The organism is Aeromonas sp. 600948, from assembly GCF_049174875.1.
Lineage (GTDB): Bacteria > Pseudomonadota > Gammaproteobacteria > Enterobacterales > Aeromonadaceae > Aeromonas > Aeromonas veronii_A.
In genome coordinates this window covers 83,435-103,364 of sequence record NZ_JAAKTY010000010.1, presented here as the reverse complement: position 1 = coordinate 103,364, position 19,930 = coordinate 83,435, and the positions used below count along the sequence as shown (strand labels likewise).

Here is a 19,930-nt window from a genome sequence, read left to right as displayed (position 1 = left end):
TGGTAAAGTTAGCCGGTTTTCTGCACCTCCAAATTCTTAGGATTTCCCGTAGCCATGTTCAAAAAGCTCAGAGGCGTCTTTTCCAACGATCTGTCGATCGATTTGGGAACTGCCAACACCCTGATCTATGTAAAAGATCAAGGGATCGTCCTTAACGAACCCTCAGTTGTCGCCATTCGCCAAGAGCGCGGGAACGCCAAATCGGTCGCTGCTGTCGGTCATGCCGCCAAGCAGATGCTGGGCCGTACCCCGGGCAACATTTCCGCAATCCGCCCGATGAAAGATGGCGTGATCGCCGATTTCTACGTGACCGAGAAGATGCTGCAGCACTTCATCAAGCAGGTTCACGACAACAACTATTTCCGCCCCAGCCCGCGTGTGCTGGTGTGTGTACCGTGCGGTTCAACCCAGGTTGAGCGTCGCGCCATCAAGGAGTCCGCACTGGGCGCCGGTGCCCGCGAGGTCTACCTGATCGATGAGCCTATGGCTGCTGCCATCGGTGCCGGCCTGCCGGTATCCGAAGCGACCGGTTCCATGGTGGTTGATATCGGTGGTGGTACCACTGAAGTGGCCATCATCTCCCTGAACGGTGTGGTCTACTCCCAGTCAGTCCGTATCGGTGGCGACAAGTTTGACGAAGCGATCATCAGCTACGTCCGTCGCAACTACGGCAGCCTGATCGGTGAAGCGACTGCCGAGCGTATCAAGCACGAGATCGGCTCCGCCTATCCGGGCGAAGAGGTGCGCGAGATCGAAGTCCGTGGTCGCAACCTGGCTGAAGGTGTACCGCGCAGTTTCACCCTCAACTCCAACGAAATCCTGGAAGCGCTGCAAGAGCCGCTGTCCGGTATCGTGGCCGCCGTCATGGTGGCGCTGGAGCAGTCTCCGCCGGAACTGGCTTCCGACATCTCCGAGCGCGGCATGGTGCTGACCGGTGGTGGCGCTCTGCTGAAAGATATCGACCGTCTGCTGATGGAAGAGACCGGCATTCCTGTCGTCGTGGCCGAAGATCCCCTCACCTGTGTGGCCCGTGGCGGCGGCAAGGCGCTGGAGCTGATCGATATGCACGGTGGCGATCTGTTCCACTACGAATAAGACCCAAAGCCGGCCAGCGTGCCGGCTCTTTTTTGACGACCCATGAAACCCATTTTTGGTAGAGGCCCTTCGCTTCAGTTACGGTTGTTTCTCGCCGTCATCATCTCCATCGCTGCCATCGTCGCGGATTCCCGCTTCGGTGTGTTTACCCATGTCCGCGTCTACCTCAGTTCGTTAGTCAGTCCCCTGCAATACATGGCCAATGCGCCCGGTACCCTGCTCGACACCATGTCGACCCAGGTGCAGACCCGTGCCGATCTCATCGAGCAGACCAAGCAGCAGGAGCAACAGCTGTTTACCCTGCGCTCTCGCCTGCTCAAGATGGATCATCTGGAGCACGAGAACCAGCGTCTGCGCGAGCTGCTGGGTTCACCGGTGCACAAAGAGTCCCGCAAGATGGTGGCTGAGCTGCTGTCGGTGGATTCCGACCCCTTCAGCCATCAGGTGCTGATCAACAAGGGGGCGCTGGATGGCGTCTATAACGGTCAGGCGGTGATCAACGATCAGGGGGTGATTGGTCAGGTGCTCCACGTGGGCTCCACCACCAGTCGCGTGCTGCTGATCACCGACTCCAGCCACGGTATTCCGGTGCGGGTGCTGCGCAACGACTTGCGCGCCATCGCCTCCGGCAGTGGCGAGCTCGACAAGCTGGAGCTGCGCAACCTGCCGCGCAACACCGATATTCAGGTGGGGGATCTGCTCGTCACCTCGGGTCTGGGTGGCCGTTTCCCGGAAGGTTATCCGGTGGCGACCGTGACCCGATCCGAATATGTGGAGGGCAAGCCCTTCGCCCAGGTCGAGGCCAAGCCGCTGGTAGAGCTGGATCGGCTGCGTTATCTGCTGCTGCTGTGGACCGACAAGAAACCCGAAGTACATGATGATGAGAATGGCGAACGGGTGGCAACGGCTGCCTCCGCCGCTGGAGCCACTCGCTGATGCTGCAACCCGCCAGCGGCAGGATCTGGATCTGGATTTCGATCCTGCTGGCCTTGAGCCTGTCGATCCTGCCGCTTCCTTTCGAATTTGATCCATTCCGTCCGGACTGGCTGGCCATGGTGCTCATTTACTGGGCACTGGCCTTGCCGCACCGGGCCAATGTCGGCACCGCCTGGGTGGCCGGCCTGCTGCTGGATGTGCTGCTTGGCAGCACCCTCGGTGTGCGGGCGATGGCGATGGCCATCACTACCTATCTGGCCGCCTTCCAGTTCCAGAAGATCCGCAACTTTTCCCTCTGGCAACAGGCCCTGATCATCGGTGGGCTGTCGCTGGTGGGCAAGCTGACGGTGTTCTGGGCCGAGCACCTGTTCAGCCGGGCCAGCCTCAACTTCGCCTACTTTTGGTCGATGTTGACGACGATGCTAATATGGCCCTGGGTATTTCTGGTGCTGCGCAAGGTGCGGCGCCGCTTCAATATCAGGTAAATATGAGCAAAAACAACGAACTGCAACTCTATCTCGCCTCGGGTTCTCCCCGTCGTCGCGAACTGCTGACCCAGCTTGGCTACCGTTTTGATGTGCTGAAACTGGATGTACCGGAGCAACGGGAAGAGGGGGAGAAGCCGCAAGATTATGTCTGTCGTCTCGCTCGCGACAAGGCGATGGCGGGTGTGGCGTGTGCGCCGACAGCGTTGCCGGTGCTGGGTGCCGACACCATAGTGGTGCTGGGGGATAGGGTGCTGGAGAAACCGTCCGATCTGCTCGATGCCAAGGATATGCTGGAGGCGCTCTCCGGCAAGGTGCATCAGGTGATGACCGCGGTGGCGCTGGCCAGCCCCGAGCGTTGTGACGTGCGACTGGTCACCACCAACGTGGCGTTTCGCAAGCTGGACGAGGCCGAGATCGAGGCTTACTGGCAAACCGGCGAGCCCTGTGACAAGGCCGGGGCCTACGGCATTCAGGGTATTGCCGGCAAGTTTGTCAGCCGTATCGAAGGGAGCTACAGCGCCGTGGTCGGCCTGCCGCTGCTGGAGACGGATCTATTGATCAAGCAGCATCTGGAACAACACAAGTAATTTTCCGTCAGCTGTGCTCTGCTGCGTTCTTCCTTGCGCGCGTTGTACCGGATTGGCTGTATAAGAATTCAAAACTGGAACAGGCAAGGTTAGTTATGTCGGTAGAACTGCTGGTTAACGTTACCCCCTCCGAAACCCGGGTCGCTCTGGTCGAAAACGGTCTGCTGCAGGAAGTGCATGTAGAGCGTCAGGCCAAACGCGGCATTGTCGGCAACATCTACAAAGGCAAGATAAGCCGGGTGCTCCCTGGCATGCAGGCAGCCTTCGTCGATATCGGCATGGACAAGGCGGCCTTTTTGCACGCCTCCGATATTGTGCCCCATACCGAGTGTGTGGCGGTGAAGGAGAAGGAGCAGTTCCAGGTCGGCAATATCGCCGAGCTGGTGCGTCAGGGGCAGGACATCATGGTGCAGGTGGTGAAAGACCCGCTGGGTACCAAGGGTGCCCGTCTCACTACCGATATCACCTTGCCTTCCCGCTATCTGGTTTTTATGCCGGGCAGCGCTCACGTCGGCGTCTCCCAGCGAATCGAGTCCGAAGCGGAGCGGGAACGCCTCAAGCGCACCGTGGCCGGTTATGTGGATGAGCTGGGTGGCTACATCATCCGTACCGCCGCCGAAGGGGTGGGGGAGCAGGAGCTGGAGCAGGATGCCGCCTTCCTGAAGCGGCTGTGGCGCAAGATCCTCGAGCGCAAGCAGAAGTATCCCCCCTGCAAGATCCTCTACGAGGATCCCAGTCTGGCCTTTCGGGTGGTGCGCGATTTCGTCGGTGCAGAACTCGACAAGATCCGCGTCGACTCGCGCCAGAGCTTCGATCAGCTCAAGCGCTTCACCGAAGAGTACGTGCCTGAGCTGGCCAGCAAGCTGGAGTACTATCCCGGCGAGTCGCCCATCTTCGATCTCTACGACGTGGAGAACGAGATCCAGCGGGCGCTGGAGCGCAAGGTGGAGCTGAAATCCGGCGGCTACCTCATCATCGACCAGACCGAAGCCATGACCACGGTGGATATCAACACCGGCGCCTTTGTCGGCCACCGCAATCTGGAAGAGACCATCTTCAATACCAACGTCGAGGCGACGGCGGCCATCGCTCGTCATCTGCGCCTGCGCAACCTTGGCGGCATCATCATCATCGACTTCATCGACATGCAGTCGGAAGATCACCGCCGCCGGGTGCTGCACAGTCTGGAGCAGGCGCTGTCGAAGGACAGAGCCAAGACCAACGTCAACGGCTTCTCCCAGCTGGGCCTGGTGGAGATGACCCGCAAGCGCACCCGCGAGAGTCTGGAGCATGTGCTCTGCTCCGAGTGTCCCGAGTGCAAAGGGCGCGGCCGGGTCAAGACGGTGGAGTCGGTCTGCTTCGAGATCCTGCGGGAGATCATTCGGGTCAATCGTGCCTACGATGCGGATCAGTTCACCGTCTATGCGGCCCCGGCCGTGGCCGACTACCTCCATGGCGAGGAGTCCCACAGTCTGGCGGAGCTGGAAGTGTTCATCGGCAAGCAGGTGCGGGTAGTGAGCGAACCCCTCTGTGGTCAGGAGCAGTTCGACGTGGTGATGATGTAATTGGTCTATCGCTGGCTGAGTCGGGGCTGGTTGGCCCTGGGGGTCCTGTTCGTACTGATGGCCATGCTGGTCACCTTGGTACGGGTTGGGGGCCCTTTGCTGAATCAGTATCGAGAGAGCCTGATCCACACTCTGCTCGGCGATTCGCAAATCAAGGTCAGCGTCGATCAGATTGGGCTGAGCTGGACACAATCCGGCCCGGCCCTCGAACTGCAACAGCTCGCCGTTGCCCCCGACTCCAAACGCTACACCGTCAAGCTCGGCAAGGCCTGGGTGCATCTCGACTTCTGGCGCACCATTAACGAGCTCAAGCCGGTGTTTGGCGAGCTGATCCTGAACGATGGCGATATCACCATCGACTTGCGCCAGCCGGCTGACGACAGCCCCGCTGGCGATCCCCAGCAGGGGGCCCTGCTGCGCTTTCTGCTGACCCAGCTCTCTACCTTCGACATCCACAACACCCGGCTCAATGTCACCACCGCACTGGGTGACATGCGGGCACTCGATATCGCCCAGCTGCGCTGGCAGAACCGTGGCAAGCGCCATCAGGGGGTCGGCAAGGCCTATCTCATCAACGGGGTGGGCGAGAGCACCCTCGATCTGATACTCGATGTAGATACGCCGCAAGATCGACTCGATCGCCTCAAGGGGCAACTCTATCTGGGGGCCCGCCAGCTCGATATCACCCCGACCCTGGCCAGGATCCATGCTGGTGAACCCAGGGTTACCGGTCAGCTCGACTTCCAGCTCTGGAGCGAGTTTGACAGCGGCAAGCTGGGCAATACCCTGCTGGCGTTTGGCAACAACTACCTGATCTGGAAGGATCCCAAGAAAGGGGAGATGCACCGCTTTGGCCTCGATGGCGGCAAGATCCAGCTGCGTCGGGATGGCACCGACTGGCAACTGGCGAGCCACAACGTCACCTTCAAGCTGGACGGCAAACCCTGCTTGCAGAGCCGGTTGCAGCTGGAGCGGATCGGGGATCGGGTGCAGGGCTATGTGCCGCAGATCGATCTCGAGCAGTTTGCTCAGCTGAGCCAGCTGGTCTCCGCGATTTATCCTGCCCAGAGCGAGCTGCTCAAGCAGACCAAACCCAAGGGCAAGCTGACTGATTTGACCCTGCAGGCCGATGCCGGGTGGCAGGATATCTCCCTCAGTGGCGAGATCGCCAATGTGAGCCTCAATGCTTGGCACGACGTGCCCGGGATGAGGGATCTCAATGGAGAATTCTGGCTCACCCCCAAGGGGGGCAGCGCCAGATTGGCGCTGGCGAACGACAAGGTGGATCCCGCCCGTCACTTCAAGATGCCGATCCCGGTCGACAATTTCTCGGCCCGCCTCGACTGGTGGCGTGAGGAACAGGGCTGGGTGCTCTACGGGCAGGATATCGCGCTGGATAACCCGGATCTGACCCTGGCCAGCCGTTTCCGCCTCGATCTGTTCGAGCACCCCTTCCTGGCCTTGACTGGTCGCATCGATGTGAAGAATGCGGGCCATGCGGATCGCTACTTCCCGCTGCAGGCGATGGACAAGGGGCTGGTGGATTACCTGAGTGGCGCCATCAAGGGAGGCAAGGCCAAGGGGGCCGACCTGCTCTGGTATGGGGAGTTTCGGGATTTCCCCTACGACAATGGCAAGGGCATCTTCCAGGTGGCGGTGCCGCTGGAGCAGGCCACCTACGAGTTCTTCCCCGGTTGGCAACCGCTTACCGATCTGCAGATCGATCTGTTGTTCCAGAATGCCGGTCTCGATATGCGCAGCCGATCCACCAAACTCGGCAAGGCGAGCTCCGACTCGGTGCATGCCTGGATCCCGGATCTCTCCCCCGGCGCCCACCTCTATGTGGATGCCAAGGTGCAGGGGGAGGGCAAGGCCATCAGCGACTACCTGCAGGACTCCCCGCTGGGCAGTTCGGTAGGTCAGGCGCTGCGGGAGATCGAGATCCGCGGCCCGATGGCAGGATCGGTCAAGCTCGATATTCCTCTCGATGGCGAGAGCGAGGTGAAGGCGAGTGGCGATGCCACCTTCAGCAACAACAAGGTGCGGGTCGCCAGTCTGGATCTGCCGCTGGAGAAGGTCGAGGGGCGCCTCGAATATGACAACGAACAGACCCGTTTCAGTAACCTCAAGGCGAGTTTGTGGAACCAGCCGCTGACCCTCGACTATCAGGGGCGCCAGCATCCGGATCACTATCAGGTCGACCTCGATTTCAAGGGGCAGTGGGATAGCCGCCGCCAACCCGCCGCCATCTCCTCGTACGGTATCCTCAACGGCCGCAGCAACTGGGGCGGCAAGCTCGGGTTGACCTTGCCCGAGAGCAAGCCATTCAGCTTCCAGCTGGCGCTCGACTCCAACCTGCAGGGGATGGAGCTGGATCTGCCGCTGCCTCTGGCCAAGAGCAGCGCCAGCCGGCTGCCGCTCAAGGTGATCGCCCGTGGCCGGGATGGCAGCGCCGACATTCGCGCCGTGCTTGGGGCTGATGTGGATATGCAGACCCGACTGGTTTACGGCGAAGGGGTGCCTTATCTCAGCCGGGTGCGGGTCGATGTGGGACAGCCGGGTGCCCGGGTGCTGCGCGATGCCCCCATGCTGCTTGCCATCAACCAGCAGGAGGCTGACGTTGGCAGCTGGCTGGCACGACTCAAGCAGTGGCTGCCAGCGCAGAACCAGACCGGCAATGCGGTGGTTGGACCGGCCTTCTTGCCGCAGGAGTGGTGGGTGGATGGGCAGCTGGCTCGCGCCTATATCGGCAGTGCCACCCTCAAGGCGGTACGTTTCACCGTGGGGCCGACCAATCAGGCGACCGAGGTGATGATCGACAGCCCCGACGTGATGGGGGTGATCCGCCAGCCCGCAGTAGCCAATCGCCCGGTAGACGCCAAGTTTGCCCGCATCTTCTGGTCCGGCAAGAGTTCGGATCTCAGTCCGGATCCCGATGCCAGGCAGGATAACGCCATCATGGCCTCCATCCCCTGGCTGACATTCAGCTGCGTCGATTGCCGCTTTGGCGCATTGCCGCTCGGCGAAGTGAAAGGGGAGCTGGTGCCCGGCGCCAACAAGGTGACCCTCAAGGGACTGGATATGCGGCTGGCAGGTAGTCAGCTCACCGGCAGCGTCGACTGGCTGGCCGATGGCAACCGGATGGAGACCCGCGCCCGTGGCAAGCTGACTAGCAACAACAGCGAGCTGCTGCTCAAGCGGCTCGGCTACACCTCCCCCATCGGCGATGCCCCCGGCTCCCTCGCTTTTGATCTGAACTGGCAGGATGTGCCCTATCGCCCGAGCCTGCCGACTCTGGGGGGCAGTGCCAACTATCAGCTGGAGGGCGGCACCCTGCGCGAGGTCAACGACAAGGGGGCACGGCTGCTCTCCCTGCTCAGTCTCGACTCCCTGCTGCGCAAGCTGCGCCTCGATTTTCGCGATGTGTTCGACAAGGGCTTCTACTTCGAATCCATGTCCGCCTCTGCCACCATCAAGCAGGGGCAGGTCAGCAACGATGATTTCTATATGAAGGGGGCGGCAGGCAACCTTCGCGGCGAGGGGATCGCCGATCTGGTGCGCTGGCGGCTCGACTACGAGCTGAGCTTCTCTCCCAATCTGGGGGGCACCCTGCCGGTGGTGGCGGCCTTCTCCATCACGCCGGTCACGGGGCTCTATGTGCTGGCCCTCTCCAAACTGCTGGAGCCGGTGGTGGATGTGGTGACTCGCATCGATTTTCGCATCTCGGGCCCGCTCGACGCACCCAAGCTGATCGAGGCGGGACGAGATCGCGCGCGCATCAAGCTCAACCAGCAGCAGAAAGAGGCGGTTGACGCCGTTGCTCCCAGCCTGCCAACGCAAGAGGTGACCCCTTTCCTGCTGAGCCCCAAACACGCGGGGCCTGCTCAGCGCTGAACGAGCGGCCCGGCACCATCACAAGGAGTGAGCCATGATCCGACATATCCTGCTGATCGCCTTCAAGCCGGGCACCCAGCCTGCCCAGATAGATGCGGTGCGTACCGCCTTTCTCGCCATTCCCCATCAGGTCAGCGGCGTGACCGCCGTGGAGTGGGGGGAGAATGACAGCCCGGAGGGGAGGGATGATGGCTTTACCCACAGCGTGCTGATGACCTTCGCCGACGAAGCAGCCCGCCAGCGCTATCTGCCCCATCCGGATCACGATGCCCTCAAGGCCATCTTCCGCTCGGTGCTGGCGCGCATCATAGTGCTGGATTACACCCTGCAGGCAGGGGATGCTGTCACCGTCTGATGGCCCAAGCGACAAGGAGAGAGTCATGTGGTTAGCCGCAATACAGTTGGTATCTGGCCGTCACTGGCAGGATAACCGGAAGCAGATTGCCGCCGAACTGGCGGCCTTGCCCAAAGAGCGGCCGCTGCTGGTGCTGCTGCCTGAGAACTTTGCCCTGTTTGGCGAACTCCAGGGCTATCTGGATGGTGCCGAGGCAATCGGCTCCGATCCCAGCGCCGCTCTGAGCGGAGCAACGCCCATTCAGCAACAACTGGCCGAATGGGCTCGCGATTACGGTATCTGGCTGGTGGCCGGGGCTATGCCGACCACCATCGCCGATTCCGACCATATCCACACCAGCTCGCTGGTGTTTGACCCAAGCGGTGAGCTTAGGGGCCACTACCACAAGATCCACCTGTTCGACGTGGATGTGGCGGATAATCACGGTCGCTACCGTGAGTCGGAGACCTTCAGCCCCGGCGAGGAGCCTGTGGTGGTGGACTCCCCCTTTGGTCCCCTCGGCCTCTCGATCTGTTATGATTTGCGCTTTCCCGAGCTCTACCGTCAGTTGGCCCGTGCCGGTGCCCGCGTGCTGCTGGTGCCTGCCGCCTTTACCGCCGTGACCGGCGAGGCGCACTGGGAGCCGCTGCTGCGGGCTCGCGCTATCGAAAACCAGTGCTACGTAGTCGCTGCCAATCAGGGCGGCACTCACGAGACAGGGCGCCAGACCTGGGGCCACAGCATGGTGATCGACCCCTGGGGTCGGGTGCTGGCGAGCAAAGAGTCCGGGCGCGGCACTGTGCTGGCGCAGATGGAGCCCGGGCTTATCGACGAATTGAAACGCACCATGCCAGTGCTGCAACACGCCCGTTTGCTCTGATGGTGTGGTGAAAAATTGAAACGCAGCCGTTTGCCCGTGCTGGAGCATGCCCGTTTGTTGTGATGGTGCGGCTTGTTGCCAACCCGTCGGCAAGACGATTTAAAACAGCTCGTTACGAGAGTGGAGAAAAAGATTGAGTCTATTGAGCCAGGTTAGTGCCTCCCTGTTGGCCCCGAACGACCTCGACGAAGGGCGCCTGCAGCAGTTGCTCGGCAGCCTGATGAGCCACCAGGTCGAGTTCGGCGATCTCTATTTCCAGCGCAGCTGGCACGAGTCCTGGATGCTGGAAGATGGCATTGTCAAGGATGGCAGCTACAACATCGATCAGGGGGTCGGGGTGCGCGCCGTCAGCGGCGAGAAGACCGGTTTCGCCTACTCGGACGAGCTGAGCCTGCTGGCGCTGCAACAGTCGGTGACTGCCGCCCGCGGCATCGCCGCTGCCGGTGCTCACGGCAAGGTGAAGGCATGGGCGCGCACCGAAGCGAACCTGCTCTATCCGGCCATGGATCCGCTGCAGACCCTCGACAAGCACCAGAAGATTGCCCTGCTGGAGCAGATGGACAAGTTCGCCAGGAGTCTGGATCCCGCCATCAATCAGGTGATGGCCTCCATCAGCGGCGTCTACGAAGAGGTGCTGGTGGCCGCGACCGACGGCACCCTGGCCGCCGATGTGCGTCCGCTGGTGCGTCTGTCGGTGACCGTGATCGCCGAGAAGGGCGATCGCCGCGAGCGTGGCAGTGCCGGTGGCGGTGGCCGCTTTGGTTACGACTGGTTCCTCGAACTGGACGGGCTGGAGAGCCGCGCCTTTGGCTATGTGCGTGAAGCGGTGCGTCAGGCGCTGGTCAATCTGGAAGCCATCGACGCGCCAGCCGGCACCATGCCGGTGGTGTTGGGCTCCGGCTGGCCTGGCGTGCTGCTGCACGAGGCGGTGGGTCATGGTCTGGAGGGGGATTTCAACCGCAAGGGATCTTCCGCATTTGCCGGCCGCATCGGCGAGCAGGTGGCCTCCAAGCACTGCACCATCGTCGATGATGGCACCCTGCCGGGTCGGCGCGGCTCCGTCTCCATCGATGACGAGGGGACGCCGGGCGGTTACAACGTGCTGATCGAGAATGGTATCCTCAAGGGGTATTTGCAGGACAAACAGAACGCCCGCCTGATGGGGGTACCGCTCACCGGCAACGGGCGCCGCGAATCCTACGCCGCCATGCCGATGCCGCGCATGACCAACACCTACATGCTGGCGGGTCAGTATGATCCGGCGGAGATCATCGCCTCGGTGAAGAAGGGCATTTATGCCCCCAACTTCGGCGGCGGTCAGGTGGACATCACCTCCGGCAAGTTTGTCTTCTCCGCCTCCGAGGCCTACCTCATCGAGGATGGCAAGATCACCGCTCCCATCAAGGGCGCGACCCTGATCGGCAACGGCCCCGAGGCGATGAGCCAGGTCTCCATGGTGGGCAGCGATCTTGCGCTGGATCGCGGGGTTGGCATCTGCGGCAAGGAGGGGCAGAGCGTGCCGGTCGGTGTCGGCCAACCCACCCTCAAACTGGATCAGCTCACCGTGGGTGGCACCCAGTAAGCCTCGACGCAGAACAAGAACAGAGAGAAACCATGCTTACCCTGTCGAAAATATCCAATATCAGGAGCCAGCTCTCCCCCAGCGAGCTCAAGATTGCCGATTACATCCTCTCCTGTCCGGAACAGGTGACCCACTTCTCCTCTCAGGAGCTGGCCCAGCAGGCGGAGGTGAGCCAGTCGAGCATAGTGAAGTTCACTCAGAAGATCGGGTTCAAGGGCTTCACCGCCTTCAAGCTGGCGGTCAGCGAGGATCTGGGGCGCAAGCATGCCATCAAGACCGACAATGTCGGTGATCTCTACAATGGCATCGGGCGAGACGATGATCTGGAGACCATGGCCAAGAAGCTGGCGCAGGAGAAGATCAATTCTATTATCGAGACCACTCAGGCTCTCGACAGTGCTCTGCTGAAGCAGGTACTCGACACCATAGATGGCGCCGGGCGGGTACAGCTGGTGGGGATTGGCGGTTCTGCACTGACCGCCAAGGATCTCTGGTACAAGTTGCTCAAAATTGGCGTAACTACCCTGTTTGCCCAGGATAGCCATGTGCAGATCTCCATCGCCCAGACCCTGGGGCCGGGTGATGTGCAGCTGGTCATCTCCTATTCTGGCGCCAGCCGTGATGTGCTGGCGGCGGCCGAGCTGGCCAAGCGCAATGGTGCCACCCTGATTGCCGTGACTTCGTTCCGGCAAACCCAGTTGCGCCAGATGGCCGACATGGTGCTGGATACGGTGGCGGAGGAGAACGAACTGCGTATCTCTTCCATCTCCTCCCGTACCGCCCAGAACACCATTACCGACATCCTGTTCCTTGGCCTGGTGCAGCGCAGAGACGAGCGAGCCTGGGCCCTGATCGATGGTACCCGGGATGCCATCGACCGACTCAACAAGGAGTGAGGCCGGCTCTCCCGCTGCATCATCCGTACAACAAAAAACCACCTGAACAGGTGGTTTTTTGTTGTCTGCTAGAGGTCAAGGGCCCAGCGGATAAAGGCTTTACGCCGCTTGGCATCGGCCGCCAGATAGAGTTCCCGCAGGGTGGCATCCGCCTGCTCCGGCGTAAGTGCCGAAGCTGTATGAGCAGTAGTTGCGGCCTGTGTTGCGAAAATGGGGGCCGGGCTTACTGTTGGCGTATGGCTTTCCAGCAGGGCCTGGTAATCGGTGCCCAGACTATCCTGGCTGCGTGGCAGGGCTTGTAGTGCCAGCGGCTGTGAGGTGCCCTTGTCGTCACTCAGCAGCAGGGCCGGGCTGGCGGCAAACTGGCGGATAGCCGAGGAGCTGGTCAGCACCGGGGGGGTCAGTTGCAGCGTCCCTTGTGATGGTGCTGTAAGGGTAACCAGCAGAGGAGCCGAGGTCACGCGTCCCTGGCTCTCGTTGGTGGAGCGAGGGTCACTTGGGCTGTCAAAGCGCACCAGCAGTCGGGACTCTCCCGCCGGGAGCTCAATGGTCCGGGTGAAGGCCGAGGGTTTGCCCTGTGGCGAAGCGAGCAGGGTGAGGGTATCGGCCAGCTCCAGTCGGGCGGCCGTGGCCGGTACGCTGAGCAGCAGGGCAAACAGGGGGGATAATAGTAGGGGAGAGAGCAGGGAGGATCGTGCCATCATAAGACTCCATGAAGGAGCCGGCCCGCAGGCCGGCAACCAGATCAGAATTCGTAGCGCAGGCCGAGGTGGTAGAAGCTCTCGCTGTTGCTGCTGCCACCAAAACTGGTGATGGTGCTACCAGCCAGACCATCTTCACCATTGCGGATCACATAGGCGCTGTAGAGGGAAGATCGCGGGGTGAGCTTGTATTGCAGTTCCAGCGTAGTATCGCGCAGTGCCATCTGGTCGCCCCCCTCGTTGACGAGGTGACGATAGCCTGCGCGGGCCGCCCACTTCTGGTTGATGTCATACACCGCGGTCAGTTCCCACACCTTGTCTTCACTGTCGGCACGGCCATCGCGATAGGTCACCTGATCCTTGCTATAGAGGGCGCCCAACATCAGAGGGCCGAGATAGTAGCGGGTACCGATCCCGGCGAAGCGATACTCATCGGCATTGGGATCGACCTTGCTGCCACTGCTCTGGGCGGCTTTGGTCTGCTGATACGCCACGACTGGAGCCAGTTTGCCTGCATTGCCCAGATCGAAGGTGTAGCGCAGGGCGCCGTTGTAGCCGTAATCAAGATCCGAGGTACCGTTACCAAGGATGTAGGCGAGCGAGAGATCCAGATTGCCGAGGGTGTTCTGGTACTGCAGGGTGCCATCCTGACGGAACACCTGCACGGCGGTGGAGTCCACCTTGCTGGCCTGACGAGCCATGGAGACATCAGAGGCGGCAAACACATCGCCAATATCGGTGAACATGATGAGGCCGGAAGAGACGCGCCCGCCGGTCACCTTGCCCCACTGACCACCATCGATCCCTGCCCAGACGTAACGGGCAGTGAGGTCGCTGCTGTTCTTCTGCACGTTGTTGGCGTATTCGGCTGCATTGACCTGATATTGCGCCATGCCGATCACTGCGACATCGTCATTGACGGTCTGACGGGCGGTAAAGCCGATACGGCCATCGAAGTCACCCTGATCATTGCCGCTCTTCTTGTCGGAAATATTGAAGCCAAGACGGCCGTAGAGGTCGACGTTGGAGCCATCGTCAGCCTGATAGATGACGGCCGCATGAGCGGAACCTGTGCCGAGCAGTGCGGGAAGAACCAGAGCAAGCATGGATTTTTTCATTTTTTATCGTTCCTGTACGGGCTCTGTGCCAGAGCCGGGATGAGTTTGGCCATGACCCCGATTGCTCGGGGCCAGACCTTGGCTAGAAATCCGGAGGAGGGATTAACTCAGATCGACGTTCTTGCAGCCGAACATCAGGGTGAAGAGATAGCCGCCGAGGTAGGCGACGGCGAGGCCGACCGCATAGACCATCATGCCGGGGAAGATCCCCTGGGCGGAGGTCATCAGCGGCAGGGCGACGATACCGGATGGTCCAAAGACGGTGTTGAGGCCGACCGGCAGACCCAGCCAGGAGATCAGGCCAACCACGAAGCCCCCCAGCGAACCACCGCAGCAGGCCGTGATAAAGGGTTTGACCCGCGGCAGGGTGACGCCGTAGATGAGCGGCTCACCGACCCCCAGAATGCCCGGAATGATGGTGCCCTTCACCTGAGTGCGCAGTAGGGAATCCTTGCCTGCCCGGCTGTAGAGCGCCAGCGCAGCCCCTACCTGTCCGGCACCGGCCAGCGCCAGGATAGGAAACAGGGAGTTGAAGCCCTGGGCATCCATCAGCGCAAAGTAGACGGGAACGAACCCCTGGTGGATGCCGAACATCACCGAGATGAGGAACAGGCCAGCCAGAATAGCGGTACCGAACGGGTTGCCATTGAGGTTGATGAAGAGCCAGGACATGCCGTTATAGAGCTGCACGCCGAGGGGCATGATCAGGATAAAGGTGACGGCTCCCATGATCAGCAGGGTGATGCAGGAAGTGAGGATCATATCCAGACTGTCCGGCATGTAGCGGCGAACCTGGCGCTCAACTGAGGCGCCTATGATGCAGGCGATCAGCACGCCGATGATGTTGCCGCGGGGATCGATCTGATGGCCGAAGAAGTCGGTGATACCGGAGTAGATGCCGCTGCTGGCCTGAGGGTCATAACCCATGACAAACAGAGAGGCGATGATGGCACCGTTGACGCCGGAGCCACCAAACGCCTTCTGGGCGTTGTAGCCGATCAGTATGCTGAGGAAGCTGAACAATCCCTTGCTGAAGAGCTTCATGTAGCCGACAAATTCGGCCAGCATGCCCCCTGTCTGCTGTCCTTCCAGCAGCAGGGTTTGCTCGATCAGGGTGGCGCAGCCGAGCAGCAGACCCGCAGCGATAAAACCGGGGATCAGCGGTGTGAAAATGGTGGCAAACTTGGCCAGGAAGCGGTGCGCCGCACTGCTCTGTTTCTGCTTCAGCGCCTGTTTGTTGGCGGCGGCGATGTCGACAAGATCCGCTGATTGCGGGCGGGGGGCGGTGAGGATGCCCGCGTCCGCACTCAGCATGCCGTTCATCATTTCGCAGGCGGTCTGGGCTTTGCCCGGACCAAGCACGATCTGGAACTGGTTGTCGCTTTCAATCACCCCCATCACCCCGGCGATCCGTTTGATGGTATCGCGATCGGCATGCAGGCTGTCCGCCAGGCTCAGCCGCAAGCGGGTCATGCAGTGGCCACAGTTGGTGATGTTATCCCGGCCGCCGATGGCCTGGATGATCTGGCCAATCATGGAATCAGTTATTTTTGCCATAAAGAACCCGGTCAGTCTGATGTGAGGGGGCGGATGCCCCCGCTTATGTTGTTATCCTGTCGCCATTGCTGGCGCGGCCAATGTGCGGTCGGCCGATTAATCTGTGCATTTGCTGATAAAGCCGCCGCTGCTTTTCAGCCGCTCTCGTGCTTCGCTGGCGGAGATATTTGCCAGGATCATCACAATGGCGGTCTTGCAATGGTTATCTGCGGCAGCGAGAGCCTGCTCGGCCGTGCCACGATCACATTCGGTTGCTTCCATGACGATGCGCTTCTGGCGCTCCACCAGTTTGGCGTTGGTCGCCTCCACATCCACCATCAGATTGCCGTAGACCTTGCCGGTACGGATCATGGCGCCGGTCGAGAGCATATTGAGGATCAGCTTCTGGGCTGTGCCCGCTTTCATGCGGGAGGAGCCGGTCACAATCTCGGGGCCGACCACGGCGACCATGCTGATGTCGGCCGCTTTGGCGAGCGGGCTGCCCGGGTTGCAGCTGATGCTGCACACTGTGGCACCCAGGCTCCTGGCATATTGCATGGCGCCCAGCACATAGGGGGTTCGCCCGCTGGCTGCGATACCCACCAGCACGTCGTGGGCACTGAAGTGGATATTTTTAAGATCGTTGGCACCGAGTTCTGCATCGTCTTCGGCATTCTCCACCGCCTGCAGTATGGCCTTGTGGCCCCCGGCAATCAGGCCGATGACCAGCTCGGCAGAGACCCCGTAGGTGGGCGGGCATTCGCTGGCGTCCAGGATGCCGAGGCGCCCGGAGGTGCCAGCCCCGATGTAGATCAGGCGGCCGCCTTTGCCAAATGCGGCTGCAATAGCATCGACCGCCTTGGCGATCTCGGGCAGCAGTTGGCCTACAGCCACTGCAACGTGTTGATCTTCTTGATTGATGATCCGCAGCATATCCAGCGTCGGGAGCTGATCGATCTCGATGCTGGCTGGATTGCGGGTTTCGGTAATCATGCTTGATAGGTCAATGGTCATCGCTTCCTCTACTTCAGGTCGTCGCCATTCCCGGCGTAAATCATTCTTCTCGATGCGGGTCATCATGCTCGATTTTTGATTTTTATTATGAGACTGGTGTCGCATAATTAATTATTCCAATTATTTTCTTTTTAAAGGAGGTAAAATTCCATCAGAGGAGCATAGAGAGAAGAGGGGGTGACAGGGGGATTGGCTAGCCTGCTTGATGGGCATGCAACAAAAAGCCCCGGTCAGTAGGCCGGGGCTTGCAGAATCATCGGTGTTAATTGACCGAGATGGCGCGGGCGTCGATGAAGTAACGGGCTTTGCCCTGTTTGTCGATCTGGATTTTGGCGAGCAGCCTCTCTTGCTGCCTGTGTTCCCACAGTTGTTCTATGCTGGCAAGAGCTGGATTGGCTATGCCGAGCACATTCAGGTATTCGTGAAACAGGCTATGACTGCCGATTTCGGTCAGCATCTTGGTCATATGGGCACTCTTCTGGAACAAGGGGGGCAGATACAAGATAGCCATGTCGAGCTGAATGAGCGCTGTACAAAAAACAAACAGAGCTTCTGGCAACAGCAGAGATAATGCGGGTCAGCGAGTGCGGGATCGCAGACAACAAAAAGCCCCGTTCGGTGGAGCGGGGCTGGCTGGTTATTCGGTATCAGTTGATGGATATGGCGCGAGCATCGATGAAGTAACGGGCATTGCCCTGCTTATCGATCTGGATTTTGGCGACCAGCTGCTCCCGCTTTTTATATTCCCAGTGTTGCTCAATCTTGGCGAGGGATGGGCTCGCAATCCCAACCACGTTCAGGTACTCGTGAAACAGGCTATGGCTCCCTATTTCGGTCAGTATCTTCTCCATCTGCATACTCTCCTGAAGTTGAGTGGGTATTCATCAACAAACCTATCAGCGTCCGTCTGAATAAAGTCTGTATAAAAAACAAACTAACCCATTTTTGTGTCAATAACATGATCAGGAACAAGATCAGTGCAGATCGTCAGGGACTTTTTGATACCGTTTTCAATCAGGGCTGACGGGCTTTTGCGGCAACTGATCAAACGTGCCGGAAGCCTGCGGTAGCGCCGGTGCGGTTTGCACGGCCTGGCCACCGTGGAAGACCGGATCCTGTGCCACTTCCTTGATGCCGTTGATGCAAAACTGCATACCCATGCAGACCAGCAGGAAGCCCATGATGCGGGTCATGGCATCGATGCCGGTGGCGCCAAGGATCTTGCAGACCGGATCCGCCAGCTTCAATACTCCCCAGCTGATCAGGCTCATCAGGGCAAACGCAGTGACCATGGCGCCATAGATGGTGAGGCGGTTGTACTCGTCAGGCAGCTCGGCAATCTGGGCTGCCCCGCTTATTACCAGCGCCATGGTGCCCGGCCCGCACATGCTGGGCATGGTGAGTGGTACGAAGGCGATGCTCTGGTTGATATCGACCCCGCTCTGCTGGCTGGGGGCGGGGAACAGCATGCGAAAGCCGATAAAGCCGATGATGAGCCCCCCGGCCAGGCGCAAACCCGGAATGGAGATACCGAACAGATCCAGAATCGAGGATCCGATAAAGAAAGTGATGCAGAGGGTGCAGAACAGATAGATGGCCGCCATATTGACCTGACGTCGCACATGTTCGCGCGACATCCCCTTGCTCAGCCCCAGCAGCAGGGTGGCCGTGGTAGGCGGATTGACCATGGGCAGCAACGCCAGCAAAGCGAGAAATACGACCTGAAAGAACATGTTGAGCCTCGGATAGCAGGGATGAATGGGAATACCTTGATCCAGGTGGTCACCTGACTCAAGAGGGAGGCTATCTTATGCTGGCGAAACTGAACATAAGCAGTACAAAAAAGCCCCGGCAGATACCGGGGCTTGTTGTTCGGGTCAGGCCGCTTGCGGTGCTTGCTGCTGCCGGATGGCCCGTTGCTGGAACCAGAGCCAAAGACCGATGGCGAAACCCAGCACCGACAGGCTCACCACATAGTGGGAGGGGGCCAGCATGTCGCTCTTCATCCATAGGGTCACCGCCATCGGGGTGAGGCCGCCGAAGATGGCGTAGGCCACGTTGTAGGAGAATGACAGACCGGAGAAACGCACCACCGGCGGGAAGGCGTTGACCATCACGTAAGGCACGGCGCCGACAATCCCGACCGCAAAGCCTGCCAGCATGTAGAGCGGCACCAGCTGGCTCGTACCGGCCGCCAGACCGTGATAGAAGGCGTAGCTGGAGCCCGCCAGCAGCAGGGAGCCGAACATGAAGGTGAGACCGCTGCCCAGCAGGTCGATCAGTCGACCATAAACGATGCAGCCGAGGGTCAGGGCCACGATCGCCAGCGAGTTGGCGGTCAGGGCGTCCGCCGGGCTGATGCCATAGACCTTCTGCAGATAGGTCGGGGTCATCAGGATCACCACCACGATACCGGCGGAGAGCAGCCAGGTGAGCAGCATGGAGACCACCACGCTGCTCTTGTGGTTGCGCAGCACCGACTTGAGGGGCAGCTCGTCAGCCAGGGTCTTGTTGGCCTTCATCTCGGCGAAAACCGGGGTCTCGTGCAACCAGCGACGCAGGTACATGGCGACGATGCCGAAGATACCGCCCAGCAGGAAGGGCACTCGCCAGCCCCAGTCACTCACTTCGGCCGGGGTCAGGCTCTTGTTGACCGCAGTGGCGATGAGGGAGCCGAGCAGGATGCCGGCCGTCAATCCCGCCGTGAGCGTACCGCAGGCGACCCCGACCCGACGGGCAGGAACGTGCTCGGCGACAAATACCCAGGCGCCCGGCACTTCACCGCCGATGGCGGCGCCTTGCAGGATCCGCAATCCCAGCAGGGCGATGGGGGCGCCGATGCCGAGCACCGCATAGGTGGGCAGCAGACCGATCAACAGGGTCGGCAGCGCCATCATGATGATGCTGAGGGTGAACATCCGCTTGCGACCGATGAGATCGCCAAAGTGGGCCATGATGATGCCGCCGAGCGGGCGGGCCAGATAACCGGCGGCGAAGATGCCGAAGGTCTGGAACTGGCGCAGCCACTCGGGAATGTCGGCCGGGAAGAACAGCTCGCCGATGACCACGGCGAAGAAGACGAAGATGATGAAGTCGTAAAACTCCAACGCACCGCCGAGGGCAGCCAGACTCAGAGTTTTGTAATCCTGTCGATTGAGGGGGCGGGCGTGATCGTGTTGTTGTGTGGTCGTGGTCATATCCGTATGTTTCCCATCGGTTTTTTTAGTTATTGTCACCCCGGACAAGGGGTATATACAGGTGATCGAGAGTATGCTGCCTGCCTCTTGTGTGTAAATCGCGCAAT

General features: G+C 60.4%; 18 protein-coding genes. 10 read left to right on the top strand and 8 right to left on the bottom strand.

All coding sequences use genetic code 11. From position 1 onward, the window contains the following. The first annotated feature begins 54 nt into the window (after positions 1-54). The 10 genes from G5182_RS10710 to G5182_RS10665 all read left to right on the top strand — a co-directional run bounded on the left by G5182_RS10710 (position 55) and on the right by G5182_RS10665 (position 12,257). Complete coding sequence (locus tag G5182_RS10710; RefSeq protein ID WP_005340051.1) at positions 55-1,095, top strand: rod shape-determining protein; 1,041 nt, start codon at positions 55-57, stop codon at positions 1,093-1,095. A gap of 42 nt (positions 1,096-1,137) precedes the next feature. Beyond that, a complete protein-coding gene (mreC, locus tag G5182_RS10705; protein WP_005342907.1) occupies positions 1,138-2,031 on the top strand; it encodes a rod shape-determining protein MreC in 894 nt (297 codons plus the stop codon). Next, positions 2,031-2,516 carry a rod shape-determining protein MreD gene (mreD, locus tag G5182_RS10700; RefSeq protein ID WP_227341518.1) on the top strand — a complete coding sequence of 162 codons (486 nt, stop codon included), beginning with the start codon at positions 2,031-2,033 and terminating at the stop codon, positions 2,514-2,516. The genes mreC and mreD overlap by 1 nt, the downstream gene beginning before the upstream one ends. A 2-nt stretch (positions 2,517-2,518) precedes the next feature. Next, positions 2,519-3,106 carry a Maf family protein gene (locus G5182_RS10695; protein WP_227341517.1) on the top strand — a complete coding sequence of 196 codons (588 nt, stop codon included), beginning with the start codon at positions 2,519-2,521 and terminating at the stop codon, positions 3,104-3,106. Between the two features lie 95 nt (positions 3,107-3,201). Continuing rightward, a complete protein-coding gene (rng, locus tag G5182_RS10690; protein WP_005340056.1) occupies positions 3,202-4,671 on the top strand; it encodes a ribonuclease G in 1,470 nt (489 codons plus the stop codon). Beyond that, the gene (locus G5182_RS10685; RefSeq protein ID WP_421254367.1) at positions 4,672-8,565 is read left to right on the top strand and encodes a YhdP family protein; all 3,894 of its coding nucleotides are present in this window, start codon (positions 4,672-4,674) and stop codon (positions 8,563-8,565) included. A 34-nt stretch (positions 8,566-8,599) separates the two neighbouring features. Beyond that, on the top strand, positions 8,600-8,920 hold the full coding sequence (locus G5182_RS10680; RefSeq protein WP_227341515.1) for a Dabb family protein: 321 nt from the start codon (positions 8,600-8,602) through the stop codon (positions 8,918-8,920). 25 nt (positions 8,921-8,945) lie between these two features. Then, on the top strand, positions 8,946-9,779 hold the full coding sequence (locus G5182_RS10675; RefSeq protein WP_227341514.1) for a carbon-nitrogen hydrolase family protein: 834 nt from the start codon (positions 8,946-8,948) through the stop codon (positions 9,777-9,779). 133 nt (positions 9,780-9,912) lie between these two features. After that, complete coding sequence (gene tldD, locus G5182_RS10670) at positions 9,913-11,361, top strand: metalloprotease TldD (protein ID WP_005348653.1); 1,449 nt, start codon at positions 9,913-9,915, stop codon at positions 11,359-11,361. Positions 11,362-11,393: 32 nt separating this feature from the next. Then, entirely contained in the window at positions 11,394-12,257 is an 864-nt protein-coding gene (locus G5182_RS10665) for an SIS domain-containing protein (protein WP_108588468.1), read from the top strand. A 68-nt stretch (positions 12,258-12,325) separates the two neighbouring features. Here G5182_RS10665 and G5182_RS10660 read toward each other — a convergent pair whose 3' ends face one another. The 8 genes from G5182_RS10660 to G5182_RS10625 all read right to left on the bottom strand — a co-directional run bounded on the left by G5182_RS10660 (position 12,326) and on the right by G5182_RS10625 (position 19,823). Continuing rightward, entirely contained in the window at positions 12,326-12,961 is a 636-nt protein-coding gene (locus tag G5182_RS10660) for a DUF2057 family protein (RefSeq protein WP_227341513.1), read from the bottom strand. Between the two features lie 41 nt (positions 12,962-13,002). Continuing rightward, positions 13,003-14,076: a porin gene (locus tag G5182_RS10655; protein WP_227341512.1), complete on the bottom strand. Its 1,074-nt coding sequence runs from the start codon at positions 14,074-14,076 to the stop codon at positions 13,003-13,005. Positions 14,077-14,178: 102 nt separating this feature from the next. Beyond that, a complete protein-coding gene (murP, locus tag G5182_RS10650; RefSeq protein ID WP_041234056.1) occupies positions 14,179-15,633 on the bottom strand; it encodes a PTS N-acetylmuramic acid transporter subunit IIBC in 1,455 nt (484 codons plus the stop codon). Positions 15,634-15,729: 96 nt separating this feature from the next. After that, on the bottom strand, positions 15,730-16,626 hold the full coding sequence (gene murQ, locus G5182_RS10645) for an N-acetylmuramic acid 6-phosphate etherase (protein WP_227341511.1): 897 nt from the start codon (positions 16,624-16,626) through the stop codon (positions 15,730-15,732). A gap of 262 nt (positions 16,627-16,888) precedes the next feature. Next, positions 16,889-17,092 carry a hypothetical protein gene (locus tag G5182_RS10640; RefSeq protein ID WP_227343118.1) on the bottom strand — a complete coding sequence of 68 codons (204 nt, stop codon included), beginning with the start codon at positions 17,090-17,092 and terminating at the stop codon, positions 16,889-16,891. A gap of 181 nt (positions 17,093-17,273) precedes the next feature. Beyond that, the gene (locus G5182_RS10635; protein WP_216952760.1) at positions 17,274-17,477 is read right to left on the bottom strand and encodes a hypothetical protein; all 204 of its coding nucleotides are present in this window, start codon (positions 17,475-17,477) and stop codon (positions 17,274-17,276) included. A 159-nt stretch (positions 17,478-17,636) separates the two neighbouring features. Further along, complete coding sequence (locus G5182_RS10630; protein WP_151287145.1) at positions 17,637-18,359, bottom strand: MarC family NAAT transporter; 723 nt, start codon at positions 18,357-18,359, stop codon at positions 17,637-17,639. Between the two features lie 144 nt (positions 18,360-18,503). Beyond that, a complete protein-coding gene (locus G5182_RS10625; RefSeq protein ID WP_019446502.1) occupies positions 18,504-19,823 on the bottom strand; it encodes an MFS transporter in 1,320 nt (439 codons plus the stop codon). Positions 19,824-19,930: the final 107 nt, after the last annotated feature.

Bases quoted from the DNA above. Each gene is read 5' to 3' on its own strand.
- G5182_RS10710 (WP_005340051.1), top strand. From the start codon at position 55: ATGTTCAAAAAGCTCAGAGGCGTCTTTTCCAACGATCTGTCGATCGAT.
- mreC (WP_005342907.1), top strand. From the start codon at position 1,138: ATGAAACCCATTTTTGGTAGAGGCCCTTCGCTTCAGTTACGGTTGTTT.
- mreD (WP_227341518.1), top strand. From the start codon at position 2,031: ATGCTGCAACCCGCCAGCGGCAGGATCTGGATCTGGATTTCGATCCTG.
- G5182_RS10695 (WP_227341517.1), top strand. From the start codon at position 2,519: ATGAGCAAAAACAACGAACTGCAACTCTATCTCGCCTCGGGTTCTCCC.
- rng (WP_005340056.1), top strand. From the start codon at position 3,202: ATGTCGGTAGAACTGCTGGTTAACGTTACCCCCTCCGAAACCCGGGTC.
- G5182_RS10680 (WP_227341515.1), top strand. From the start codon at position 8,600: ATGATCCGACATATCCTGCTGATCGCCTTCAAGCCGGGCACCCAGCCT.
- G5182_RS10675 (WP_227341514.1), top strand. From the start codon at position 8,946: ATGTGGTTAGCCGCAATACAGTTGGTATCTGGCCGTCACTGGCAGGAT.
- G5182_RS10665 (WP_108588468.1), top strand. From the start codon at position 11,394: ATGCTTACCCTGTCGAAAATATCCAATATCAGGAGCCAGCTCTCCCCC.
- G5182_RS10660 (WP_227341513.1), bottom strand. From the start codon at position 12,961: ATGATGGCACGATCCTCCCTGCTCTCTCCCCTACTATTATCCCCCCTG.
- G5182_RS10655 (WP_227341512.1), bottom strand. From the start codon at position 14,076: ATGAAAAAATCCATGCTTGCTCTGGTTCTTCCCGCACTGCTCGGCACA.
- murP (WP_041234056.1), bottom strand. From the start codon at position 15,633: ATGGCAAAAATAACTGATTCCATGATTGGCCAGATCATCCAGGCCATC.
- murQ (WP_227341511.1), bottom strand. From the start codon at position 16,626: ATGACCATTGACCTATCAAGCATGATTACCGAAACCCGCAATCCAGCC.
- G5182_RS10640 (WP_227343118.1), bottom strand. From the start codon at position 17,092: ATGACCAAGATGCTGACCGAAATCGGCAGTCATAGCCTGTTTCACGAA.
- G5182_RS10635 (WP_216952760.1), bottom strand. From the start codon at position 17,477: ATGGAGAAGATACTGACCGAAATAGGGAGCCATAGCCTGTTTCACGAG.
- G5182_RS10630 (WP_151287145.1), bottom strand. From the start codon at position 18,359: ATGTTCTTTCAGGTCGTATTTCTCGCTTTGCTGGCGTTGCTGCCCATG.
- G5182_RS10625 (WP_019446502.1), bottom strand. From the start codon at position 19,823: ATGACCACGACCACACAACAACACGATCACGCCCGCCCCCTCAATCGA.